This is a genomic window from Brevibacterium ravenspurgense (genome assembly GCF_001584615.1).
GTDB lineage: Bacteria > Actinomycetota > Actinomycetes > Actinomycetales > Brevibacteriaceae > Brevibacterium > Brevibacterium ravenspurgense.
The window spans coordinates 13,554-36,136 of record NZ_LQQC01000009.1; the positions used below are offsets into that span (position 1 = coordinate 13,554).

At 62.5% G+C, this 22,583-nt stretch carries 23 protein-coding genes; 9 read left to right on the plus strand and 14 right to left on the minus strand.

Translation table 11 applies throughout. The features are described from left to right. Positions 1–310 precede the first annotated feature (310 nt). Positions 311–547 (plus strand): hypothetical protein, encoded by a 237-nt coding sequence (locus tag Bravens_RS10900; RefSeq protein WP_425304149.1) that lies wholly within the window; start codon positions 311–313, stop codon positions 545–547. Between the two features lie 73 nt (positions 548–620). On the opposite strand, the gene Bravens_RS04300 is transcribed toward Bravens_RS10900, so the two are convergent. From Bravens_RS04300 to Bravens_RS04310, 4 genes are all read right to left on the minus strand, one after another. After that, complete coding sequence (locus tag Bravens_RS04300) at positions 621–1,637, minus strand: DNA-processing protein DprA (RefSeq protein WP_062020692.1); 1,017 nt, start codon at positions 1,635–1,637, stop codon at positions 621–623. Between the two features lie 50 nt (positions 1,638–1,687). Continuing rightward, positions 1,688–2,212 (minus strand): helix-turn-helix domain-containing protein, encoded by a 525-nt coding sequence (locus Bravens_RS10870; RefSeq protein ID WP_338076245.1) that lies wholly within the window; start codon positions 2,210–2,212, stop codon positions 1,688–1,690. Positions 2,213–2,341: 129 nt separating this feature from the next. Beyond that, positions 2,342–2,743, minus strand: coding sequence for a DoxX family protein (locus tag Bravens_RS04305; protein WP_062020608.1), 402 nt, complete (start codon positions 2,741–2,743; stop codon positions 2,342–2,344). Positions 2,744–3,021: 278 nt separating this feature from the next. Next, a complete protein-coding gene (locus Bravens_RS04310; RefSeq protein ID WP_062020610.1) occupies positions 3,022–3,291 on the minus strand; it encodes a hypothetical protein in 270 nt (89 codons plus the stop codon). Between the two features lie 71 nt (positions 3,292–3,362). On the opposite strand from Bravens_RS04310, the gene Bravens_RS04315 reads away from it, so the two are divergent. The 4 genes from Bravens_RS04315 to Bravens_RS04330 all read left to right on the plus strand — a co-directional run bounded on the left by Bravens_RS04315 (position 3,363) and on the right by Bravens_RS04330 (position 6,876). Next, positions 3,363–4,073, plus strand: coding sequence for a hypothetical protein (locus tag Bravens_RS04315; RefSeq protein WP_062020612.1), 711 nt, complete (start codon positions 3,363–3,365; stop codon positions 4,071–4,073). Between the two features lie 134 nt (positions 4,074–4,207). Beyond that, on the plus strand, positions 4,208–4,426 hold the full coding sequence (locus tag Bravens_RS04320) for a hypothetical protein (RefSeq protein ID WP_062020614.1): 219 nt from the start codon (positions 4,208–4,210) through the stop codon (positions 4,424–4,426). A 121-nt stretch (positions 4,427–4,547) separates the two neighbouring features. Beyond that, the gene (locus Bravens_RS04325; RefSeq protein WP_062020616.1) at positions 4,548–5,066 is read left to right on the plus strand and encodes a ferritin; all 519 of its coding nucleotides are present in this window, start codon (positions 4,548–4,550) and stop codon (positions 5,064–5,066) included. Between the two features lie 151 nt (positions 5,067–5,217). Continuing rightward, positions 5,218–6,876 carry a long-chain-fatty-acid--CoA ligase gene (locus Bravens_RS04330; RefSeq protein WP_062020618.1) on the plus strand — a complete coding sequence of 553 codons (1,659 nt, stop codon included), beginning with the start codon at positions 5,218–5,220 and terminating at the stop codon, positions 6,874–6,876. Between the two features lie 158 nt (positions 6,877–7,034). Here Bravens_RS04330 and Bravens_RS04335 read toward each other — a convergent pair whose 3' ends face one another. Beyond that, positions 7,035–8,576 (minus strand): AMP-binding protein, encoded by a 1,542-nt coding sequence (locus Bravens_RS04335; RefSeq protein WP_244878115.1) that lies wholly within the window; start codon positions 8,574–8,576, stop codon positions 7,035–7,037. Between the two features lie 144 nt (positions 8,577–8,720). Here Bravens_RS04335 and Bravens_RS04340 point away from each other — a divergent pair, with 144 nt between their 5' ends. Both Bravens_RS04340 and Bravens_RS04345 read left to right on the plus strand, forming a co-directional pair. Continuing rightward, on the plus strand, positions 8,721–9,332 hold the full coding sequence (locus Bravens_RS04340; RefSeq protein ID WP_062020622.1) for a PH domain-containing protein: 612 nt from the start codon (positions 8,721–8,723) through the stop codon (positions 9,330–9,332). 68 nt (positions 9,333–9,400) lie between these two features. Further along, entirely contained in the window at positions 9,401–9,628 is a 228-nt protein-coding gene (locus tag Bravens_RS04345) for an amphi-Trp domain-containing protein (RefSeq protein WP_019175837.1), read from the plus strand. Between the two features lie 102 nt (positions 9,629–9,730). On the opposite strand, the gene Bravens_RS04350 is transcribed toward Bravens_RS04345, so the two are convergent. The 7 genes from Bravens_RS04350 to Bravens_RS04380 form a co-directional block, all read right to left on the minus strand. Then, positions 9,731–11,497, minus strand: coding sequence for a dipeptide ABC transporter ATP-binding protein (locus tag Bravens_RS04350; protein WP_062020624.1), 1,767 nt, complete (start codon positions 11,495–11,497; stop codon positions 9,731–9,733). Beyond that, a complete protein-coding gene (locus tag Bravens_RS04355; protein WP_062020626.1) occupies positions 11,494–12,426 on the minus strand; it encodes an ABC transporter permease in 933 nt (310 codons plus the stop codon). Before Bravens_RS04355 ends, Bravens_RS04350 begins: the two co-directional genes overlap by 4 nt. 3 nt (positions 12,427–12,429) lie before the next feature. Continuing rightward, positions 12,430–13,359, minus strand: coding sequence for an ABC transporter permease (locus Bravens_RS04360; protein WP_062020627.1), 930 nt, complete (start codon positions 13,357–13,359; stop codon positions 12,430–12,432). A gap of 130 nt (positions 13,360–13,489) precedes the next feature. After that, entirely contained in the window at positions 13,490–15,127 is a 1,638-nt protein-coding gene (locus tag Bravens_RS04365) for an ABC transporter substrate-binding protein (protein ID WP_062020695.1), read from the minus strand. A 160-nt stretch (positions 15,128–15,287) separates the two neighbouring features. Beyond that, positions 15,288–16,595 (minus strand): TRAP transporter large permease, encoded by a 1,308-nt coding sequence (locus tag Bravens_RS04370; RefSeq protein ID WP_062020629.1) that lies wholly within the window; start codon positions 16,593–16,595, stop codon positions 15,288–15,290. Further along, on the minus strand, positions 16,592–17,071 hold the full coding sequence (locus Bravens_RS04375) for a TRAP transporter small permease (protein ID WP_062020632.1): 480 nt from the start codon (positions 17,069–17,071) through the stop codon (positions 16,592–16,594). Before Bravens_RS04375 ends, Bravens_RS04370 begins: the two co-directional genes overlap by 4 nt. Continuing rightward, positions 17,068–18,117 (minus strand): TRAP transporter substrate-binding protein, encoded by a 1,050-nt coding sequence (locus tag Bravens_RS04380; protein WP_062020635.1) that lies wholly within the window; start codon positions 18,115–18,117, stop codon positions 17,068–17,070. The genes Bravens_RS04375 and Bravens_RS04380 overlap by 4 nt, the downstream gene beginning before the upstream one ends. A gap of 262 nt (positions 18,118–18,379) precedes the next feature. Here Bravens_RS04380 and Bravens_RS04385 point away from each other — a divergent pair, with 262 nt between their 5' ends. After that, entirely contained in the window at positions 18,380–19,150 is a 771-nt protein-coding gene (locus Bravens_RS04385; protein ID WP_062020638.1) for an enoyl-CoA hydratase, read from the plus strand. A 130-nt stretch (positions 19,151–19,280) separates the two neighbouring features. Here the strand turns inward: Bravens_RS04385 and Bravens_RS04390 are convergent, their stop codons facing one another. Together Bravens_RS04390 and Bravens_RS04395 are read right to left on the minus strand one after the other, a co-directional pair. Continuing rightward, entirely contained in the window at positions 19,281–20,558 is a 1,278-nt protein-coding gene (locus Bravens_RS04390; protein ID WP_244878117.1) for an MFS transporter, read from the minus strand. A gap of 281 nt (positions 20,559–20,839) precedes the next feature. Continuing rightward, a complete protein-coding gene (locus tag Bravens_RS04395) occupies positions 20,840–21,847 on the minus strand; it encodes a hypothetical protein (RefSeq protein ID WP_157452703.1) in 1,008 nt (335 codons plus the stop codon). A gap of 49 nt (positions 21,848–21,896) precedes the next feature. Here Bravens_RS04395 and Bravens_RS04400 point away from each other — a divergent pair, with 49 nt between their 5' ends. Next, positions 21,897–22,493, plus strand: coding sequence for a hypothetical protein (locus tag Bravens_RS04400; protein WP_061941660.1), 597 nt, complete (start codon positions 21,897–21,899; stop codon positions 22,491–22,493). The last annotated feature ends 90 nt before the right edge of the window (positions 22,494–22,583 follow it).

The window sequence follows — 22,583 nt, forward strand, 5'->3', positions numbered from 1 at the left end:
TCCGATGAGTCAACTCGCGGGCTTCCCTCCTGTCAGTGCTTCGTCGTATCCTGGTCACAGAGGCGGATACTCCTTCCAACGCGCCACTTGTGGCAGACCCTCCTGGTCACTCTTCAACGCATCGCCTCGTCGGAGTTGTTTGTGCGATGGAGAGGAACGAGATCGTGATCCGCTTGCTCTGGACTGGAAGCGTCCATACCCGAAATTTTCTGCGTCGGTACATGCCGACCAATATCCTGCTTGATGCGATCCGCACCCCACGCGGTCTCAAATGGGGTGTGCCAGCGATGCTGTTGGCGACCCATATTTCTTGATCGCGGCAATCCTGGTACAGGTCATCAAGGATGGCGGCCCAGCTTGGCTTAATGTGCTCGTCCTCTTGAGCATTTGGAACGGACTCAAGATGTTGTGGATTGGCCCGTTGAGTCTGGTGCTGCTTGTGCGTCTCCAGGTCAACCGGATGAAGGCCAAGCCCAGGAATCAGCAGATGACCCAGCATGTGTTTGGCGAAGGTGCTGAGTATCGTGATTTGGAAACGGCGCGCTGATCCGCGTCATTATCTACACACGCATCACAAGACCAAACGATCCGTACGGCGATCGTTGATCTCGTAGGTTCCATCAGAGATCACGGTGAACTGAATGAGCGGCACGAACATGTGCCGAGTAGCTGTCCATACGGAATGCTTCGGCGCTGAGTTGCGACATCGAGCCGGAAGACGGCTGTTTCTCGGAAAGCGCCCTCACGTCGTTGGCATTAGTCACGACACTGGCGATGCCCTGGGCAATGAGCCGATGCGGGCCAAAGCTCGTGGCACTTGTCACCGGCCCCGGAACCGCACCGACGCTGCGCCCCAGCGAGTATGCCTGTTGAGCCACCAGCAGCGAGCCCGACCGTGAACCGGCTTCAATGATCGTCGTTGAACACGAAAGTGCAGCTTCGATGCGGGCGCGGACCATGAACCGTGCTCGTGTCGGCGTGGCTCCCGGTGGCTGCTCGCTCACCAGCAGTCCGACATCGCTCACACGTTCGAGCAAATCTCGATGACCCGCTGGGTATGGACGGTCAATTCCACCGGCCATCACCGCAATCGTATGACCCGCAACCGCCAACGCAGACCGGTGTACTTCACCATCTATGCCGTATGCGCCACCAGCGACAATGACTTTCCCGTCACTGGCAAGGTCAGCAGAGATCTCGTTCGCGACCTGGACGCCGTAGCTGGTTGCCGCGCGTGCACCCGTGATCGTAAAGCGATCGCTCACTGGCATTGCGAGTAGTGACTCCTCGCCTTTGACCCAGAGGACATAGGGAGCATCGTCGCCGAGATCGTGGAGCGACGCCGGATAGTTGTCATCGCTGGGAATAAGCGTCTTGAAGCTACCGTGCTCGGTGAGGTCGAGTGCTTCTTGGATCAGTCGTGGTTCCACCCGGGGCAGCAAGCGTTTACGCCATAGCTGAGCTTCCACGTTATCCAAACCGGGTACCGGTGCGTCATCGGCAAGCATCGTGACAGTGTTGACTGCGCCGTGAACTGCAAGGAGATGCCCTGTTGTTGCATCAGTGGGGTCCGTGATCATGGTCAGGGCGATCCGTGCCGCACGTTCGTCCGTCATGAATGTCAAGAGCGTGTCCATGTTCCCGGTCCCTTCGTCGTTGAAGGGAAGGTGAGCATTCGACGCCCGAGTCAAGCATTCATTCGACGGCGGCCTTTGGGTCGAATCGTGCCCCCATTCGCTACCACGGCCGAGCGAACGGCTTCGTCGCCGATGCCCAACTGCACTGCTACTTGACTGAGCGTGAAACCCTCAGCGTAGAGGCGTGCCGCCTCACTTCGTAGCTGTTGTGAATGTTCTGGGGCTCTGCTCGGATGACCCGCTCGCCGAGCAATCTCTCGCACCGTCGCGCGATGGATATTGAACCTTGCTGCCAGTTCCTGAACCGGCACCCCCTCGGCGTACCCAACGAGGAGTTCTTCACGATTCGAGGCACTCAAACGGGTTTGAGACTGACTCGAATTTTCACGTAGCGGCCCCCTAGAATCTGTCGTGTGAGGGGTGCCAGTGCGCTGTCGCTGTGTCTTCGATCCCTTGAGAACACGCGAAATCAACGTTCTTCGCGGCTTACTGGGGTTTGAGAAGTACCTACGAAGGCCCACTTTTTTATGCCCTTTACGCCCTGCACGAATAGTCGTGCAAGCCGTTTCGCACACCCCTTAGCCGGAATACACCCGTTAGCAGTGCGCACACTCCCTGTAGCCGGTTTCTGCGGCTTAGAAGCTGCTGCTAAGCCGCAGATTCCGGCTACAGGGTGGGCAGGCGTACGGACGGGTCTCGGCGTCTTACTTCTTTGCGCCCACAACGGCCAGCAGGCCGCCGACGATGGCCGCGTTCTTGTAGAACTGCGTCTTCTGTGCCGCTCTCTGGCCTTCGTCCTCTTCCTTCCAGAATGCGTGGCCTGCAAGCGTGGTGGGAATGAGCGAACCGGCGAGCACAGCGGCCGAAGTCTTCGGGAAGAAGCCCAGGCCCAGCGTCAGGCCGGCTGCAGCCTGGATGCCGCCGTTGATGCGCACCACAAGCTCATTGTCATTCGGGATCGCCGGAACGTACTCGCGCATAGTCTCGAGCGTCGAGGCTGCCATCTGGGGGCGGGGGCCCGGCGCCTTGGCGGCGGCGAGTCCGTTGACGACGAACAGCGGGGCAATGGCCAGACGACCGGCAGCGCGGGCAAAAGCGTTGAACATGCATCTTCTTTCAGTTGGGTGCAATGTACTTGCACTTTCAACCCTACGCCCAGGTAAGCCGCATTGGTCACGGCCATACCCGTCAGCCCGAATACACCTGTCAGCAGTGTTCGCACTCCCCTAAGCCGCAGAATCCGGCTCTAGTGCGGCAGGTTGTGCGGAACGTGTGGGCAAAATGTGGGCGCATAAGACCCTTCACAGCGTCAGCCGTGAAGGGTCTTCTTACGAGGTGCCGCTGAAGCCTGCCAAGCAACCTCAGCTATGCAAAAACGCTCCTGTCACTCCGGGCGGAGGGCGAAGCGCTCCACCGCGTGCACAATGGCTGCGCCAATTGCCGCAGCCAGCGCAAACAGCGCGCCCGTGGCGATGTCCATGAGGATTCCCCTCGACAGGTTCCACGGGGTGAACAGCGCGTAGTAGACCGACAATAGAATAGGCGCGCCGAGTACAGCGATCGCGTGGCGAGCCCAGCCGCCCTCACCTGACCACAGGTGCACAGCTGCGGCTGCAACACCTGCCAGGAGAGGACACAGGAAGTTGAGGAACATCAACGACCCGAACGGCAGGACCAGCCCTAGGATGAAGTCAACGGCGACGAATACGACTGCGCCGACAACCCATGCGCGGAGAATCCGGCCAGGTGTCGATCGCCGTGGTCCTCACATCGCTCGCGGTCATCGGCGCTGCGTTTGCATTCACCGTCTTGGCAGAAGCCGTCGACGTGCGCTCGAGCACCCAGAAGGGGGCCGACTCCGCGGCCACCGCAGCCGCCGAACAGGCCCGCGACCAGTGGATCGAAACCTGGCTTCGGGCGCAGAAGGCCAGCCCTAAAAAAGACCCCCGGGAGGACATAGACGAAGACCTCCCCGAGGGCGAAAAGCCGAAGGACGACAAAGACGAAAAAGACGAGGACAAGTTGCCCGTCGAACACTTCTATTCCCCACCCGAGCCCTTCTGGGCGGGTGCGGCGATCGCGGCCCAGCCGGCGGCAGCCGCCTACGCGCAGAAGAACGACGGCGGCATTCTCACCAAGTACGTCCCCAGCGGCGGCAACCGCATCACTGTTGACGTCTTCCGAGCCAAAGACACCAAGAGTCCGCAGGGCAAAAAGTATGTTCCCGCTATTGCCGGGGATTCAACCGCCACCGCGCAGGTTGTCACCCCGCCCGGTCTTTTCTGCGCGCCCCTGCCGCACGGCACGTGGGAGTCCTGGACCCTGGAATGCATCAGCGCGAAGGGCACAGCCTCAGCTCACTACGCCAAGGGCGTGCTCGTCACCTGGGACAAGCCGGCATTCCGCAAGATGTACACCATCCGGCTGGACCGCTGAACTGATCCGTTCTCCCTGGGCCCAACAGCGGTCAGACCGATGGGCACAACAACCGGCCCCTGGGCCCTGGGAGAGAGCGGAACTGCGAAATATTTGGATCGTAAGCACAACAGCAATTCCGAAAGGAACCTCCCATGACTGCTCTGCTCAAGATGTCCAACGAAATCCGCAACCGCGCTGAAGCTCTGCAGGACCGCGTTAACGAAAAGGGCGCCGTGTCCATCGAATACCTGGCAATTGCCCTTGTTGTTGCCGTGGTTCTCGGTGTTGTCATCACCGCAGCAGGCACCATCGGGGAGGACCTTGGTACCAAGTTCAAGGAAGCTGTCGCCGAAATCTTCACCCAGGGCTGACCTCCTGATTCAGCTAAGCTGGGGCTCGGAAGCGCACGCTTCCGAGCCCCGCTTGTTTTCTCCTGGTGTTTTCCACCACTGCTCTCTTCAAATACACAGGTGGCAGGCCTAGAGTGGAAACATGACACTCACACCAGAACTCGAAGCGAAGTTCAACGACCAGATCACCCTCGAATTCGAAGCCAACATGGTCTACCGCCAGCTGGCCATCGAAGCTGACAAACAGGACCTTTCAGGCTTCGCCAACTGGCTGCGCGCACAGGCTGACGAAGAAATCGAGCACGCCAACAAGTTCATCAACCACCTGCTGGCCCGCGACGGTTCGCCCATCATCGGCGCCCTATCGGCACCCAGCGTGGCAGCTGATCCGTCGGCTCTGACCATCTTCCAGGCCGCTCTCGACCACGAAAAGAAGGTCTCGGAAGCCATCCGCGAGCTCTACCGCGCTGCGGAAGCAGCCGGTGACATCGATGCTCGCCCCATCCTCAACTGGTTCGTCGACGAACAGCTTGAAGAAGAAGACACCGTCGGCGAAATCGTCGGCCAGCTCGAACTGATCGACGGTGACGGCTCCGGTCTGCTGCGCCTGGACAGCGAACTGGGCGCCCGCACCAGCGCGGGAACCGAAGACGACGACTGAGCCTGACCCCACCTCGGGCACGGACCTGAATTCTCACGGGCCGGCCGCTGCACTCGCAGCGGTCGGCCTGTTACATTTTCACCCCCGCGCTGCCAGGTCACGTGGTTGTGTTGGTCCCAACACACAGCACACCGCAGATGAAGGAGACCACGTGCAGCCCTGGATCACGCAGCTGACCCCGCTGTCGTTCCTCGAACGCTCAGCGGAGGTCTTCCCGGACAGCCCTGCCATTGACTACAAGGGCACCGTCTGGACATTCGCCGAGCTGAAAGAAGCCGCGGAGAAGCGCGCACGCATGTTCCTCGACTTGGGAATCCAGCCGGGCGACAGGGTGGCCTACATGCTTCCGAACGTGCCGGAAATGCTCGCCGCCCACTATGCTGTGCCGCTCATCGACGGCGTGCTCGTGGCGATCAACACTCGCCTGGCGCAGGAGGAAGTCCGCTACATCCTCGACCACTCCGGTGCGAAGGCACTCATCATCGACGCCGAGTTCCTGCCGACCATCGCGGACATCGCCGACGAACTCGAAACCGTCACCACGATCGGCGTCGTCACCGACCCGCATGCCGACAGCCCAGCAGACAGCCCAGCCGGCACCTCGCCCCTTGAAGTGGGAACGCCTTTCGAAGACCTGCTGGCCGCAAGCGAAGCCAAGGCAGAGCCAGCCGCCCTCGACTGGAGCGTCGATGATGAGAACCGGCACATCTGCCTCAACTACACATCCGGCACCACCGGCAAGCCGAAGGGCGTTCTCTACACGCACCGCGGCAGCTACCTCAATGCGCTCAACCAGATCACCCACCTGGGGCTGAACCACAGCAGTCGCTACCTGTGGACGCTGCCGATGTTCCACTGCAACGGCTGGACGAATCCGTGGGCGCTCGTGGCCGCCGGCAGCCTCCAAGTGGGCCTGCGGGCTGTGCGCAGCGACGAAGTATGGCGGTTGATCGAACACCACCGTCTGACCCATCTGTGCGCAGCCCCCACCGTCATCCGCACCATCACCCACGCACCCGAGGCGCACCAGCTGACCCACCCGCTGACAATCACCTCGGCGGCGGCCCCGCTGAGTCCCACCACGCTGTCGGAAGTCGAAGAACTCGGCTTCACCGTCCTGCACGTGTACGGGCTGACCGAAACCTACGGGCCGTACACGGTGTGCGAACCGCAGACCGAATGGGCCCAGCTGCCCACGCCGCACCGCGCCCGCTTCCAAGCCCGGCAGGGTGTTGCCCAGGTGCTGTCCGACCCCATTCGCGTGGTCGAGGCCTCCCCCGATGCTGACGGCCGCCTGGTCGATGTGCCGCGTGACGGTGTCACTGTCGGTGAGATCGTCATGCGCGGCAACACCGTCATGGCCGGGTACTTCCGCGACCAAGAAGCAACCGACAAGGCCTTTGCCGGCGGCTGGTTCCACTCCGGGGACCTCGCCGTGTGGCACGAGGACGGCTACGTTGAAATCCGCGACCGCGCCAAAGACGTCGTCATATCCGGCGGGGAGAACATTTCGACCATCGAAGTCGAACACGCCGTCGGCTCCCACCCGGCTGTCAGCGAAGTCGCGGTGATCGGCATTCCCGACAAAGACTGGGGCGAGCGCCCCGCCGCGATCGTCGTGCTGCGCCCGGGCCAGGAAGCGCAGCCGCAGGAGATCATCGAACACGTGCGCGGACACATTGCGCGCTACAAAGTCCCGAAGGTCGTCGAAATCGTCGACGAACTGCCCAAAACCTCCACCGGCAAAATCCAGAAGTTCCAGCTGCGCAATACCGCCTGGCAGGGCCACGACGGCAGCGTCCAGGGCTGATCTGCTGACAAGGCTCACGAGGTGCCGGTCCTGCGCCGGTGGGCCACACCCGAGGTGCCGGCCTCGGGAAACCAGCGGCACCTCGGGAGCGGGGTCACCTGAACAGAAGTGCCCGGGTGGGAGTTTTCCTCCCACCCGGGCACTGTCATGCTGCTGACTCAGCCTTCGTATTCTTTGAGCTTGTAGCGCTGGGTCTTGCCTGACGGGGTCTTGGGAAGTTCGTCCACAAAGTGGAAGCGGCGCGGGTAGGCGTGGGCGGAATAGCCTTCGCGGACTGCCTGCTGCAGTTCCTTCGCAAGTTCGTCGCCGCCGGTCCAACCGGAGCGCAGGACGATGAACGCCTCGGCGATTTCACCTCGCACACCTTCGGGGTCGGGCCTGCCGACGACTGCGACGTCAGCCACGGCGTCGTGTTCCACCAGCACGGATTCAACGTCGAACGGGCTGATGCGGTAGCCGGCCATAAGGATGAGGTCGTCATCACGGCTGGCGAAGAAGACGTCGCCGTCTTCGTCAATCCGGCCGAGGTCGCCCGTGAGGTACCAACGGCCGTCATCGGAGTAGCGGACCGCGGTGCGCTCGGGTTCATTGTGGTAGCCCATGAACCAGAAGTTCGGGCTGTTCTGGGTGTCGATCGCAATGACGCCCTCGATGACGTCAGCCACGATGCCCGGCATGGGGCGGCCCATCGAGCCCTTTTTGACCGGCTGACGGTAGCCGTCGGCCCAGTGGCTGCAGATGACCATGCCCAGTTCTGTCTGTCCGTACTGGTCGCGAACCTCGCAGCCCAGAGCGTCCGGCGACCAGGCGAGGATGTCCGCCGTCAGCGGCTCACCGGCCGAGGATGCCCTGCGCAGGTTGGCCTTCTGATCCGTGTCGGCCTTCGCCAAAGTGCGGTAGAGCGTCGGAGCGCCGGCGAAGTTCGTCACACCCAGTTCCGTCAGCACGCGCAGAGTGTCCTCCGGACCGGCCTTGCCGGTGTAGAGGATGTTCGGCACGCCGATGGCCAGCGGGCCGACAACGCCGTAGTACAGGCCGTACGCCCAGCCGGGGTCGGCTGCGTTCCAGAAGACGTCGTCATCGCGCACATCGAGGCTGATCCTCATGTAGGTCTTGAAGGCCGCCAGTGCGCGGACGGGAACCGGCACTCCCTTGGGCGCACCCGTGGTGCCCGAGGTGTACAGCTGCAGGAACGGGTGATCCGGTGCGGCAAGGTAGTTCTCGGTGACCGGTTCTGCGGTTTCCAACGCGCGCTGGTATTCCTCACCCGCCATGAACACCGGAAGACCCAGCGGTTCAACCTTGAACAGCTGCGAGTCCTCCGTCACGACGAGCTTCGCATCGGAGGCCTTCATGCGCATTTCCACCGCCGGGGTGGCAAAAGCGGTGAACAGCGGAATGTACACCGCGCCCAAACGGACGAGGGCAACAAGAGTCACCACGAGCTCTTCGCGCTTGGTCAGCAGAACACCCACGCGGTCGCCTTCGCCGATGCCCTGGGCTTTGAAATGGCCGGCAAGCTTGCGGCTGCGTTCCTTTAGCTGACCGTAGGTGAGCTTTGCAACGTTGAGGTCGTGGTCGACGAAAGTGAAGGCGACAGCATCCTGCGGGTGGCTATCGCACAGCTTCGCGGCGGCATCGACATCACCGGCCAGCACTTCTTCCAGCCACGTATCGACCGTTGTCTGATCAATTGCCATGGTGACTCCCATCTCTGTGTGTGATTCAGGTCATCGTATCGAGCGGGCGATGCAGGCCGCGCAGGGGTCTCTTTTCATAAGACACGCCGCTGCGCGGCCACGGCACGATACGGCGCGAGCACCCCACCGCATAGGCTTAAGGGCATGCCTGACTCCGATTCTCCCGCCGACCGCAGCGTCCGGCTGACCCGCTCCAGGGCAGCCGCCGTGTGGACGGCCGTCCTCGGCGTACTGGTGCTGCTTGCAGTGATCGACTGTGCGGCCCGCGGCTGGTTCATAATCGCCACGGCAGTCTTCTTCGGAGGCGCCGCTCTGTGCTGGCTCTCACTGAACCTGTTCGTGTTCCCCGCCCTCATCGCACACCGGGACGGGCTGGAAGTCCGCAATCCGCTGCGCACCGTTTTCCTGCCGTGGGGCTCCCTTGCCCAGGCGGGGGGCCGCTATTTTGCCGAACTGACCGACACTGCCGGCGAAGTCACGCGCGTATGGGCCGCTCCCCTGTCCGCTGTGCGCACCCACAAGCAGAAGCTGCGCAAAAAGGCCGCCGATGCTGACCTTCTGGCTTCCGGCATCGGCCCGAAGGCCGTTCCCGACCACGCACAGCCGGGCACAGTCGACCTGATCCGCCGCACAATCGCCGAACACAGCGCTGACACCAGCGCACCCGGACAGGTGCGCCGAACCTGGAACACCACCTCGTGGCTCGTCTTCACAGGCCTCGCCGCAGCCTCCATCGTTCTCACCGTCATCGCTTGACCCTGCCGCCGCTCAAGCCGCCGGCCGCCGCTCACCGCGCGTTCATATTCCGCTGTTTGAATGGCCGCATGAGCGAACTCTTTGAACACGAAACCGAAGAAACCATGACCCGCGAACAGGCCGCAGAGCGCCTGCGCGAACTCGCCGACGCCCTGGCTCGCCAGAACAAGGTCCGCGTCACTGACGGCGAACACGACGTCACCGTCGACGTCCCCGACACCGTGACCTACGAATACGAAATCGAGGTCAAAGAAGGCGGCAAATCCGAAATCGAAATCGCCATCACCTGGAAGTGACCGCGGCAGCCGCCGCAGCCGAACAGCCCACACAAAAACGAGGTGCCGGTGCAGAATTCTGCACCGGCACCTCGTGTGTTTCTTGAGCCCGAAACCGGGAAGTCACAGTCCCAGCAGGAACTTGCCTCCCGGGATGGCGTCGAGAAGGTCCTTCGTGTACTGCTCGCGGGGGTTGTCGAACACCTCGTCCGTTGTGGCCTGCTCGACCAGCCGGCCATCCCGCATAACCGCCACGTGGTCAGCAACCATCCGCACAACCGCGAGGTCGTGCGTGATGAACATGTAGGTCAGGCCCAGTTCGTTCTGCAGCTGAGCCAGCAGGTCAAGCACCTGCCCCTGCACCAGAACGTCGAGGGCCGAAACGGCCTCGTCCAACACAAGAACCTCGGGCTTAAGAGCCAGCGCGCGTGCAATCGCAATGCGCTGACGCTGACCGCCGGACAGTTCGCCCGGATAGCGGTTGGCCGTCGCCTTCGGCAGGGACACCTGGTTCAGCAGCTCCTCGACCATCGCGTGCCGGGTGCGCGGATTGCCGATCTTGTGGGTAACAAGCGGCTCGGCAATCGACGTGCCGATCGAACGCATGGGGTCCAGGGTTCCGTAGGGGTCCTGGAACACCGGCTGCACGCGACGGCGGAACTCAAGCAGACGGCGCTTGGGCCAGGTGGCGACGTCCTCGCCGTCGAACATCATCGAACCGGACGTGATGTCCTCAAGTTTGAGGAACATCTTCGCGATCGTCGACTTGCCGGAACCGGATTCGCCCACGATCCCTAGGGTGCTGCCCTTGGGGATTGAGAAGCTGACATCGTCAACGGCCTTGAAGTCGGTGGTCTTCAGACCCTTCTGGCGGATCTTGTAGACCTTGGTGACGTTCTTGACCTCAATGAGAGGAGCTTCATCGGCATCAGTTCCGGAGGCCTTTTCGCGTTCCAGCAGAGCTTGGTCGGCAGCTGATGCGGCCTGCGAATCGCCTTCCTTGACGGCCTGTATGCGGCGCGATGCCAAAGAGGGGGCCGCGCCCACGAGCCGCTTGGTGTACGGGTGCTGGGGATCCTGCAGGATCTCCTGCGAATCGCCGTACTCGACCACCTGGCCCTTGTACATCACCACGAGCTTCTTGGCGCGCTCAGCGGCCAGGCCGAGGTCATGGGTGATGAAGATGACCGAGGTGCCATGCTCCTTGGTCAGGGTGTCAATGTGGTCGAGGATCTTCCGCTGGACCGTGACATCGAGCGCCGAGGTGGGTTCGTCTGCCACCAGTAGGTCCGGACGGGCCGCCATGCCGATGCCGATGAGCACACGCTGGCGCATACCGCCGGAGAACTGGTGCGGGAACTGCTTGAGTCGGCTGCCCGGATCCGGCAGGCCGGCTTCCTTGAGCGCCTCGATTGCCCGCGCCTCCGCTTCTTTGCCGCGCAGCGGTGTGTTCGCTTCGATGGTTTCGCGAACCTGGAAGCCGATGCTCCACACCGGGTTGAGGTTCGACATCGGGTCCTGCGGGACGTAGCCGATCTCCTTACCGCGAACGTCTTCGATTTCCCGGCGCGACAGCTTCGTGAGGTCCTTGCCCTTGAACAGGGCGTGCCCGCCGGTAACTTTGCCGTTCTCGGCGAGCAGACCGAGGATCGCAGTCACCGCGGTCGATTTTCCGGACCCGGATTCGCCGACGATCGCCAGGTTCTCGCCGCGGTAGAGCTCGAAGCTCACACCGCGGACGGCGTTGACCGGACCGGCAAGGGTCGAGAACGTGACTTCGAGGTCTTTCACGTCCAGCAGCGGGGCAGCATCCGCCGAGGTGCCGGCGGGTGCCGTTGTTTTCGCAGCTGCTGCTGCGGTCTTGTCTGTGTGCTGGTTGGCTTCCGTCATCGGCGGGTCCTCGCTTTCGGGTCGAGTGCGTCGCGGACGATGTCGCCCAGCAGCAGGAACGCAAGAACGGTCAGGGCAAGAGCCGCGGCCGGGTAGAACAGCAAGCCGGGCGCGGTGCGGATGACGTTCTGTGCGGTCGAAATGTCATAGCCCCACGAAATGACCGACGGCGGCAATCCGACACCGAGGAACGACAGGGTTGCTTCGGCCACGATGTACGTTCCGAGCGACACTGTCGCGATGACGATGACCGGCGCCAGCGAGTTCGGAATGACGTGGCGGATGAGGTTCTTGGTGCGTGAAACGCCGAGCGCGATTCCCGCTGTCACGAAGTCGGACTGTTTGACCGTGAGCACGGCACCGCGCATGATGCGGGCAACCTGCGGCCAGCCGAACACCGCGAGTGTCAGCGACAGCGTCCAGATGCCGCGGCCGAACGGGGCAACCTGCATCATGACGATAGCGCCGAGCACCGATGGGATGGCGAAGAAGATATCGCCGATGCGGGACACGACGGAGTCGAGCCAGCCGCCGAAGTAGCCGGCGGCCGCACCGATGATGCCGCCCAGCAGTGTTGCCAGTCCGGTCGACAGCAGGCCGACAGCAAGCGAGGCGCGAGTGCCGTAGATGACGCGCGTGTACACGTCACAGCCCTGACGGTCGAAGCCGAAGGGGTGGCCGGGCTCAGCCTTGTTGAGCGATTTGCCGAGGTCGCAGGCCGCACCGGAGGGGTCCCCCGATGTGAGCAGCTGCGGGAAGAGCGCGGCGAACACCACGAGCCCGACGAGTGCCAGGCACACCCAGGTGAGCCAGCGTTTGCGCATGTCGCGCCACGCATCACCCCAGATGCTCGTGGGCTTCGTCGAAACGTCGACCTCGTCGACAGCTGCGAGAGGTGTTTCTTCAATGGGAGCTACATAGCGTTTCATGAGTCACTTCCCGTAGCGAATACGCGGGTCGAGGACAGCGTAGAGAATGTCGACCAGGAGGTTGGCCAACATGAAGATGATGACCATCACCGCGACGAACGACACGACGGTCGGGCCTTCACCGCGAATCACGGCCTGGTAGACGGTGCCGCCGACGCCGGGGATGTTGAAGATGCCTTCTGTGACGATCGCACCGACCATCAGTGCGCCGAGGTCAATACCGAGGTAGGTCACAACCGGGATGAGCGAGTTGCGCAGAATGTGCACCCGGATGACGCGTCCGCGCGACAGGCCCTTGGCGGAAGCCGTGCGGACGAAGTCAGCGCCCATGTTTTCGGCAACGGATGAGCGGGTCAGGCGCAGAATGTTCGCGATCGACACTGATGCAAGAACAAACGCGGGCGCGATGTACGCCGAAATGCCCGCGTTGGCCGACACCGAAGTCGGAATCAGTCGCAGCTCAACACCGAAGATGTACTGGATGAGGAAGCCGACGACGAACGTCGGCACTGAGATGAGAAGCAGCGACACAATGAGCGATACCGTGTCGAACACACCGCCCTTGCGCAGACCGGCCACAAGGCCGACCGTGATGCCGATGATGGCTTCGAAGACAAGCGCCAGAATCGCCAGCTTCGCGGTCAGCGGGAAGGCGCGGGCCATGATGTCGCTGACTGCCTGACCGTTGTAGGCGATGCCGAAGTCGCCGGTAAATACGCCGCCGACCCAGATGAGGTACTGGACGATGAACGGCTTGTCGAGGTTGTACTGCGCGCGGAGGGCGTCGATAACAGCCGGCGGCGGTGTTTTGCCGCCGAAGAGCGCAGCGATTGGGTCGCCGGGGAGTGCGAACACCATGAGGTAGATCAGAAAAGTCGCTCCGAAGAAGACGGGAATCAGCTGGAGCAGCCTTCGGCCGATGTACCAGAGCATAGGAGCCTCTGTTCGTTTCGGTTTTCTAAAGCACCGCGGGCTTTCCGCGGCCGGGGATCAAGACCGAAGAATACCGCGGAGTGCATAAACTTGCACTCCGCGGTATTCAGTCAGTCATCTGTGATGCTGGTCAGCCCTTGGTGACCTGGTCGTACAGCGGGACGGAGTTCCAGCCGAACTTCACGTTCTGCACCTGGTCGTTCCACACGCCGTTGACGTTCTGGTACCACAGCGGCACAACCGGCAGGTCCTTCATGAGGATGCCCTGTGCTTCGGCGAACTTCTCGGTTGCCTTGTCAGCATCAGCTTCGGACGAACCGGCCTTGAGCGCCTCATCGAATTCCTTCGACGAGTAGCGAGCGTAGTTCGAACCGGCCCCGCTCTGGTACAGCGGAGCGAGGAAGTTGACCTGGGCCGGGAAGTCGGCCTGCCATCCGGAGCGGAATGCACCGGTCATCTTGTCCTGCTCTTCGTCGTCAAGCAGTTCGGCAAACGACGGGTAGGCCTGGCCTTCGGCCTTGATGTCGAGGGTTTTGGCGATCGAGTTCGCTGCGGCGGTGACCCACTCTTCGTGACCGCCGTCGTTGTTGTAGGCAATCGTGAAGGTGCCGTCGTACTTGCTGATTTCGTCAGCCTTCTCCCACAGTTCCTTTGCCTTTTCGGCATTGAACTCGGTCACTTCGTTGCCGTCGATGTTCTGACCCCAGTCGTCCCATCCTTCGAGGGTCGGCGAAGTGAAGTCCTTAGCCGGGGTGCGGGTGCCCTGGAAGATCTTGTCGGTGATCTGGTCGCGGTCAAGAGCCATCGAAATGGCCTGGCGGCGCAGCTTGCCTTCCTCGTCCATCTTGAAGTGGTCGAGGTAGGTGGGGATCGTCATGGTCTGGACGATCGCGGCAGCCTGGTTGACGTGAGTTTCCGGGAAGTCGCCCTCGTAGGTCTGGAAGTTCGACGGGTCAACCTGGTCGAGGATGTCGAGGTTGCCCGACTGAACGTCAGAGTAGGCGGTCTTCTGCGATTCGTAGAACTTGATCTCCACGCCGCCGTTCTTGGCTTCGCGCGGACCGGAGTAGTCCTCGTTCTTGACCAGCTTGATGCCCTGCTTGTGGACCCAGGAGTCTTCGGCTTCCAGCTTGTACGGGCCGTTGCCGACGGGCGATTCGCCGAACTTCTTGGTGTCTTCCAGAGCCTCGTCGGTCATCGGCACGAATGCCGAGTAGCCGACGCGCTTGGCGAAGTCAGCTTCCGGGCTGTTGAGGGTGACGGTGAACTCGGTGTCCGACTTCTTTTCCAGACCGGTGAGCTCAGCACCTTCCTTGTCTGCCGAGTAGCCCTTGATGTTTTCGAAGAAGTACTGGCCGCCCTGTGCGTTTGCGGGGTCAGCGCCGTAGTTCCAGGCGTTGATGTAGGAGTCAGCGGTGACGGGGCTGCCGTCGGTGAACTTCGCGTCTTCCTTCAGCTTGACAGTCCACACAGTGGCGTCGTCGTTCGGTTCGACCGATTCGGCCTGGTCCATGCGGACTTCACCGTTTTCGTCGAACGACGTCAGCCCGGAGAACACCAGGTCGATGATCTTGCCGCCGCCGACTTCGGTGGTGTTGGTGGGGATCAGCGGGTTCTGCGGTTCAGTTCCGTTGGTGGTGATGACTGCCGATGAGTCACCGCCGCCGGCGTCGCCATTGTCGCCGCCACCGCCGCCGCAGGCTGTGAGGCCCAGCGCGGCCGTGGTCACCAGCGACAGAGCCGCCAGCAGTTTCCGATTGCTCTTCAATTCAACCTCCGTGAGGGTCAGGTACAGGCTCAACCGCCGCATCCCGCGAGCGGGGTTCGCAGACGCGGATAAGCCTCCGGCGGCGCTGCCAAAATGTGATCAGCACCGCAATTCGGCCACAAGTATAGAGGAAGATGAACAGATGCTGAATATCAGCCGATTATTTGACCGAGATGATTCCCGGGAACCAAGTTGCGATCTCCGGAACAAAGATCATGACAACCATGAGGGCAAGCTCGATGAGCAGATACGGCACCGCACCTCGGATGATGTCCTGGATCGCCAACTGCGGCATCACTGATTTCATGGCGTACAGGTTCAGTCCCACCGGCGGGGTGATGACCGCGGTTTCGAGCACGACAACCAGAATGACGCCCAACCACAGCGGGTCGTAGCCCAGTGCCGTGAAGATCGGCAGCAGAATCGGGGTGGTCACCAGCAGCAGTGAAGCCGCATCGACCAGGCAGCCCAGCCCCATCACGACCAGCAGCAGAAGAACGGCAACGACCCACGACGGGACAGTGAGCGCACCCGCCCACTCGGTAACGTGCTCGGCAAAGCGAACCAGCACCAGCATCTGCGAAAACACAAACGCCGCACCGACGATGATGAGCAGGCCGGCCGAAATCTGCGTGGTCTCGGCGAGGATCTTCTTGATGTTCACCCACGACAGCTGGCGCTCAAAAACACCGACGACCACAATCGCGCCGATGACGCCGACCGCGGCGGCCTCCGTCGCCGTGGCGATGCCGGTGTAGATGGAGCCCAGAACCAGCACAATGAGCACGAGCGAGGGCAGGACCTTCTTCGTCGCCGCCAGCTTCTCCCCCAGCGCCACTTTGGCTTCCGTACGCGGAGCAATATCCGAGCGGACCAGCGCGGTGATCATGACGTACAGAGCCATGAGAGTCGCCAAGAGAAAACCGGGCACAAGACCGCCCGCAAACAGCTCGCCGATGCCCACACCGGAAATCGACGAGTACAGAATGAACATCAGGCTGGGCGGTATGAGCATCGCCAGAGCACCCGAAGCGACAACCAACCCCGTCGCAAAGGACGGCCGGTAACCGCGCTCAAGCATTTCCGGCACGGCCATACGACCGACCACGGCAACCGAAGACAGGGACACGCCCGACATCGCACCGAAAACCGTCGACGAACCGACCGAAGCCACACCCAGACCGCCGGGCAGCCTGCCCAGCCACGCGTTGGCGAAGCGGAAGAACGCCCGACCCAAACCGCCGACGGCCAGGATTTCCCCCATGAGGATGTACATGGGGGCAGCAACCAGCGAATAGCTTTCCAGCTGGGAGACAAAGGCGATCGGCACCTGCTCCAGACCGCGCGGGCCCTCCAACAGAAGCAGACCGATGATCCCCGACGCCGACAGCGCCACAAAGATCGGGGCGCGCAGCGCAATGAGAACTGCCAAGACGAGCAGCGCAAAACAGACGATGACAGCGTTCACCGGGCATCCACCTCGCGAGTCCGCAGGACGTACTGCAGAGGAATCGTGACGGCTGACGTGAGGAAGCCGAACGCCACCAGGAAGTAGTGAATCCACACCGGAATATTGAAATTGCCGGCCGTTTGGATCTGTGCACCGAAGAACGACGCGAACGTGTTCAGCGACACCACACCCGCTGTCAGACACACGGCGAAGGCGGCTGCAGCGACAACCGCATCGGCAATCTTCTGCACACGCGGGCTGAACTGGCGGTAGAAGAGATCCATCGCAATGTGCTCACCGCGAAGGGCGACGTCAGGGATTGCCAACATAATGATCGCAATGAGCCCCACCGAACTGATGGTGATCGACCAGTCCAAAGGCAGAGCGAAAACATAGCGCATGATGACGTCATAGCCGGTGATGAGCACCAACACCACAACAATGACACCGGCCAGCATGCGCAGGGCGTGGGCGATCTTCGACAGCACTGTCACGGGTTCCTCACCTGCTCCAGCGCACGATCGGCAAGATCGTCATCGCCCACCTTGCTCCTCCACCAGTCCTCAACCCATTTCGTCGCATTGCGGAACTGACGAGTCTGACTCTTATCAAGCTCAATGAGCTCAATGCCCGAGCTTTCGAAAACCGGCATGTACTCGTCATCCTGCACGTCTTTGGCCAGCTTCGTGCCGTCAACCGAGAACACGCGACCAGAGTCGTGCACGGCCTCGCGCACCTCCTGCGGCACGCGGTTGAACCAGTCGAGATTGGCGTAGGCATCATAGGTGTACGCACCGAAATGGCCGATCGTGGCATAGCGAAGAACATCCTGCAGTGACCGGGACACAACAGTGCCGGGATAGGACACCATCCCATCGACCGTGCCGCGCTCCAGCGCTTCGTAGACCTCGGCTGACGACAGGGCGACGGGTGCAGCGCCAAGGGCCTTGAGCATCGCACCCTCCACGTGGCCGGACACGCGAATGCGCAGACCCCGAATATCCTCCGGCTTCGTCACCGGACGGTTAACGGTGTAGATCCATTCGGTGGGACACATGATGGTGCCCACACTCATGACGCCCTTCTTGGCAAACTCCGCATTGAAGGTCTTGCGCAGGTCCGAATGCGGGCTCACAGCCTCTTTCAGCGTCGAATAGTCCGCACCGCTGAAGGGAAGTTCAATAGCCCCCAGAATCGGGAAGCTCGTCGACACAAAACTTGAAGTCTGCATAGCAACATCCGCAACGGCACGCAGCAGACCGTTGAGGGTCTGATCGGAGTTCAGCAGCGTGCCGGCGCCGTAGACATCAGCGGTTCCCTCACCCAAGCGCGCATCGACGTTCTTCGCGAACTGCGCAATGGACGGCTCAAGGTCCGTGTAGCTGGGCGTGAGGTAGTGCGACACCCGCACCGTGCCGTCGGGGCGCAGACCGCCGTCAGGAATCAGCGGAGAGCAGCCGGCAAGACTGCCGCCGAGGCCCAAGGCGGCGAGCGCACCGGCGCCGAGGACAGCTCTGCGACTGACAGCAGGTCGTTCCACCGGACCCCTTCCCTTCACGTCGCCCCCGGCCACCGCAATTGCAGCGGCACGGCCGACAGACCCAATGATTCGAGCCTCAACTATACGGTTCCAACCAGTTGGATTCGGGCGCGCATGTCGCTGAATGCAATAAAACCCGCATGCAATAAAACCCGCAGCGGCGCCTGCGCCTGCAATCAAGCGCAACAATTCGCGCAGGCAAAGCGTCACAGCAGCCAGAATTCGCTACAGTGACACCAGCCACAGACTTTCAGGAGAGATTATGAGCGAAGTTCTGACCGCCGTCGACGCCGGGGTGCTGACCATCACCATCAACCGCGAAGACAAAAAGAACGCGCTGACGAACGATATGTACACCGCGCTGGCCGACGCACTTGAAGCCGCAGTCGACAACAGCGATGTTCGCGTGGTCGTCGTCCAGGGCAGCGAACGCGTTTTCAGTGCGGGCAACGACCTCGGCGATTTCCAGAACACACCTGCCGAAGCGGGCCTTTCGCGGCCCGTCTTCCGCTTCCTCCATACTCTTGCCGTGTTCCCCAAGCCGCTGGTCGCAGCCGTGTGCGGACCGGCCGTCGGCATCGGCACAACCATGCTTCTGCACTGCGACCTGGTGTACGCCGGAACCAACGCGAAGCTCAGCCTGCCGTTCGTCAACCTGGGGCTGTGCCCGGAAGCCGCTTCGTCACTGCTGCTTCCCAAGGTCGTCGGGCATGCCCGCGCGGCTGAGCTGCTCATGCTGGGCGAGCCGTTCTCTCCCCAACTGGCTTACGAGGCGGGGCTCGTCAACGCTGTCCTCGAACCTGACGAGGTGCTCCCGAAGGCGCAGGAAACCGCGGCCAAGCTTGCGGCCAAACCCGCAAAGTCGCTGCGCGTGACGAAGGAGCTGCTGCGACCGGAAGTGCTGCGCCAGCAGATCCTGGAGCGCATTGACGACGAAGCTCAGACTTTCAGCGCCATGCTCCACGAACCGGCTGCGCGCGAGGCTTTTGCCGCGTTCATGGAAAAGCGCCGCCCGGACTTCAGCGGCATGTGAGCGCCGTGCCAAAGTCACGCTTAAATGCAGATTCACGCTTTAATGCGCTGCATTTGCGCGTGAATCTGCATTTAAGCGCAAATCTGGGGTATCCCGGCGAATGCGCACAACCGTCGGCACAGCGCACTCTTCAGTCAGCGACGACCTCCCTGCCTGCGCGGCCCAGCACGAAGCCGTCCCTGGCCGCCAGCACCGACACCGCGAACAGCACGGCGTACACGCACAGCAAAGCGATGATCGGCACCGTCCACCCTCCGCTGAAAGAGTGCAGGGCACCCATTCCAATCGGACCGGCGGCTGCCAGAATGTAGCCGAAGCCCTGCGCCATCGTCGACACCTTCGCCGTCATCGGCACCGAAGGCGAGCGCCACACAATGAAGCTCAAGCTCAGTGCCAGCTGCGCACCCTGGGCAAAGCCCAGCAACGTCATCCACACGTAGGGTGCGGCCAGCGGGGCAGTCAGCAGCCCCACACAACTGCTTATGCCCAGCCCGACCACAATCAGCATCGGCAGCCACGTGGGTCGAACCCGCTGGGCGAACACCGGCGCCAGCAGCGAAGTGACAGTTGCCGGGAACACGGTAAACGCCACCATCCACCCGGCTTTGTCCGCAGGCATTCCCGCGGCCATGAAGATCGACGGCACCCACGTGAGCGAGGCGTAGTACGTCATCGACTGAATGCCCATTGTCAGCGTCACCGCGATCGCAACCGGGTCGGTCAGCAGCTCGCGCATTCCCGCGCTCACCTTCACGGCGCGGGAGCCGCTGATGCGGCCCTCCCCCAGCCCCACCTCGTCTGCCGAGGTGCCGCCGGGTTTGGTTCCGGCACCTCGCCGGATTATCTGGGGAACCCAGGTCAGCAACGCGAATACGGCCAGACCGGCCCACGCGGCCAGCGCCCAGCGCCAGCTGCCACCGAAACTGTCCCGCAGCGGCACGGTCAGTCCCGCGCCGAGTGACGCGCCGATGCCGATGAATGTGGAGTACAGGCCCATCATGAGCCCCGACTTTGCGGCGAAATCACTTTTGATAACAGCCGGAATGACTACGTTGCCCACCGCGATGGCAGCACCTACGAGGCACGTGCCGAGGAACAGCAGGGCGAGCCCGGGCATGCTGCGCAGAAGAATGCCCGCGACCAGGACCACCAGAACGAGGCCCAGCAGCCGGTGCATCCCCAAACGCTTCGACAGCCCAGGCACTGCAAAGGCGAAGATGCCGAAGGCGACGACGGGAATCGTGGTCAGAAGCGACGCCGCGGCAGCAGAAAAGCCAAGGTCAGCGCGGATGTCGTCAATCACCGGCCCAATTGAGGACACGGCGGCGCGCAGATTGAGTGAGATTGCCAGCAGACCCACCGCGGTCATCCACGCGGCGGCGGTGCGGGCAGGCCTTGGTCCAGTCATGGAAGCGACTGTATCCAATGCGCCGGCGGCAGCCCATCGCCGCTGGTTGCCCCGTCGCCGCTTGTGCCAGCTCTTCGCCGTTGCAGCCCTTCGCTTCCAGACTCACGCTTTAATGCAGATTTGCGCTGTAATGCGGCGCATTAGCGCGTGAAACTGCATTAAACCGCAAATCCGGCTTGGCCTGGCGGCGCACCGAAGTGCCCGCGCCGAAGTCAGCGCCTCAGACAGGAGCCAGCCGCGGTGGGTGCGAGGCCCGTCAGCCGCGGTGTGTGCGCGGGCCGTCAGCCGCGGTGTGTGCGTGGCCCGTCATCGGCAGTGCCAGACGCGACGCTCGCAGCTTCAGCCTCCGCGCCGTCACTCGCACCTTCATCAAGCTCGGCAATGTCATCGACCATGCTGAGCTCACCCGAAGCAGCAGAATCGGCCGAGTCACCGGAGCCATCGTCGGACTTCTTACGGCGCCCCACGAGCGCACCCAGCTTCTTGAGTGAGCTCAAAATCTTCCGGTCTTCGCGCAGGCTGGTGATCCGAGGGTCGGTTTCGGCAATGAAGTCGTCCGGCATGTCGCCGAAGGCACTCGAGGCGCTTTTGATGACGACGTTCGCCATTGAGCGGTTGACCATAATGCCGACGGCCGCACCCAGCCCGAACGGCAGAATCCGACCGATGGTCGAGCCGATCGTCTTCGTGCTGTAGCGCTTGATCATCTCGTCGCGCATCTTCTTGATAAGTGAGTTCAGGAGGTTCGACGGGATGGACTGCGTGACCATCGACGCCCACGCCCGTCCGGTGCGCTCGACGTTCGTCTGGCCGGCGACCCCGGCGTCTTCTGAGAATTGGCGAACCAGTTTGCGTCCGGCCTTGCCCAGCATGAGGCCCAGCACCAGAGCGTTGGCGCGGGGGCGGTCGACAATCGTCATTCCGTGCAGTTCGGCCATAGCCTGCGCGTACAGCGCGGACGCTTCGAGGAACCCGGCTGTTTCGGCAGCCGAAACCCCCAGGGCGGCAGTTGTGCCCAAACCCGGGAAAACAGCAACAGCGCCGACGGCAGCTCCGGAGCCCATGGCCACGTTGCGGTAGTGCTTGCCGATGATGTCGGCCAGTTCCTGCGGGGATGCGTCCGGATTGCGCCTGCGCATGGTCCGCAGGTAGGCCAGCACCATGGGCCGCTGCACGCTCAGCAGTTTGCTCAGCGAAACTTCCACGGCCGGCTGAAGGGTTCCGTCGCGGCGCACGGCAAAGCCCGCGGCCTTCTGTGCGCCCTTGAGCGCTTTGCTTGTCTTAGACACGAACCCCACTGTAGTAGGCGGTTCTGTGCGGCTCCTTAGACTGGAATCCATGAGCTCCGAACGCCGGTTCCACAAACCCGTGCGCCGCCCGAACCTCGATGGCACCGATTTGCGCCCCGGCCCGGCCGAACAGTCCGAGCTTGCCCACGAGCTTGCGGGCATGGTGATCACCGATCCCTCCCGCACCCGGGATTCTGCCAGTACCGAGCGCTTTGTCCGCTTGGCTGACGAGCACGGTCTGGAACAGATTGCGCAGCTGTGGGCGCGGTCCCCTGCAGTTTCCTTGCCGGGCGCACTGTGGCGCCTGTACGCGCTGCGCACCTGGATCCGCCGCCGAGGTGCCGAGGCCTCCCGCTGGTACCGCACCGGTCTTGCTGACGGGGGTTCCACGGTGGCCGAGGTGATCGCGGGCACCCCTCCCATGCCCACCCCGGAAGAGCTGGCCGATGTTGTCGACGACATTATGCGCGGAGCGTTTCGCGGGGACTTCGCAATCGCGCTCGAACGTGCCGCGGCTTTTGTTGCGATTGTCACCCGCGGACGGGCCGCTGACGATGCCGACAACTCTGGTCTGCGGTCGTTTGCGCAGATGAGCGACGACCTGCGCGCCTGTGCCGAAGAGTTCCGCCGCGGACGTTTGGTTTAGCGGCTCCGCGCAGCTGGTCTTCGCTCCGCTGGGTCGCTTACAGTGGAGGTGTGCTCTTCGGAGCACCGGTGTCGGGCCGCTAGATGCCCC

Bases quoted from the DNA above. Each gene is read 5' to 3' on its own strand.
- Bravens_RS04300 (WP_062020692.1), bottom strand. From the start codon at position 1,637: ATGGACACGCTCTTGACATTCATGACGGACGAACGTGCGGCACGGATC.
- Bravens_RS04305 (WP_062020608.1), bottom strand. From the start codon at position 2,743: ATGTTCAACGCTTTTGCCCGCGCTGCCGGTCGTCTGGCCATTGCCCCG.
- Bravens_RS04310 (WP_062020610.1), bottom strand. From the start codon at position 3,291: ATGTTCCTCAACTTCCTGTGTCCTCTCCTGGCAGGTGTTGCAGCCGCA.
- Bravens_RS04315 (WP_062020612.1), top strand. From the start codon at position 3,363: ATGCGCGGAGAATCCGGCCAGGTGTCGATCGCCGTGGTCCTCACATCG.
- Bravens_RS04320 (WP_062020614.1), top strand. From the start codon at position 4,208: ATGACTGCTCTGCTCAAGATGTCCAACGAAATCCGCAACCGCGCTGAA.
- Bravens_RS04325 (WP_062020616.1), top strand. From the start codon at position 4,548: ATGACACTCACACCAGAACTCGAAGCGAAGTTCAACGACCAGATCACC.
- Bravens_RS04335 (WP_244878115.1), bottom strand. From the start codon at position 8,576: ATGGCAATTGATCAGACAACGGTCGATACGTGGCTGGAAGAAGTGCTG.
- Bravens_RS04340 (WP_062020622.1), top strand. From the start codon at position 8,721: ATGCCTGACTCCGATTCTCCCGCCGACCGCAGCGTCCGGCTGACCCGC.
- Bravens_RS04345 (WP_019175837.1), top strand. From the start codon at position 9,401: ATGAGCGAACTCTTTGAACACGAAACCGAAGAAACCATGACCCGCGAA.
- Bravens_RS04350 (WP_062020624.1), bottom strand. From the start codon at position 11,497: ATGACGGAAGCCAACCAGCACACAGACAAGACCGCAGCAGCAGCTGCG.
- Bravens_RS04355 (WP_062020626.1), bottom strand. From the start codon at position 12,426: ATGAAACGCTATGTAGCTCCCATTGAAGAAACACCTCTCGCAGCTGTC.
- Bravens_RS04360 (WP_062020627.1), bottom strand. From the start codon at position 13,359: ATGCTCTGGTACATCGGCCGAAGGCTGCTCCAGCTGATTCCCGTCTTC.
- Bravens_RS04385 (WP_062020638.1), top strand. From the start codon at position 18,380: ATGAGCGAAGTTCTGACCGCCGTCGACGCCGGGGTGCTGACCATCACC.
- Bravens_RS04390 (WP_244878117.1), bottom strand. From the start codon at position 20,558: ATGACTGGACCAAGGCCTGCCCGCACCGCCGCCGCGTGGATGACCGCG.
- Bravens_RS04400 (WP_061941660.1), top strand. From the start codon at position 21,897: ATGAGCTCCGAACGCCGGTTCCACAAACCCGTGCGCCGCCCGAACCTC.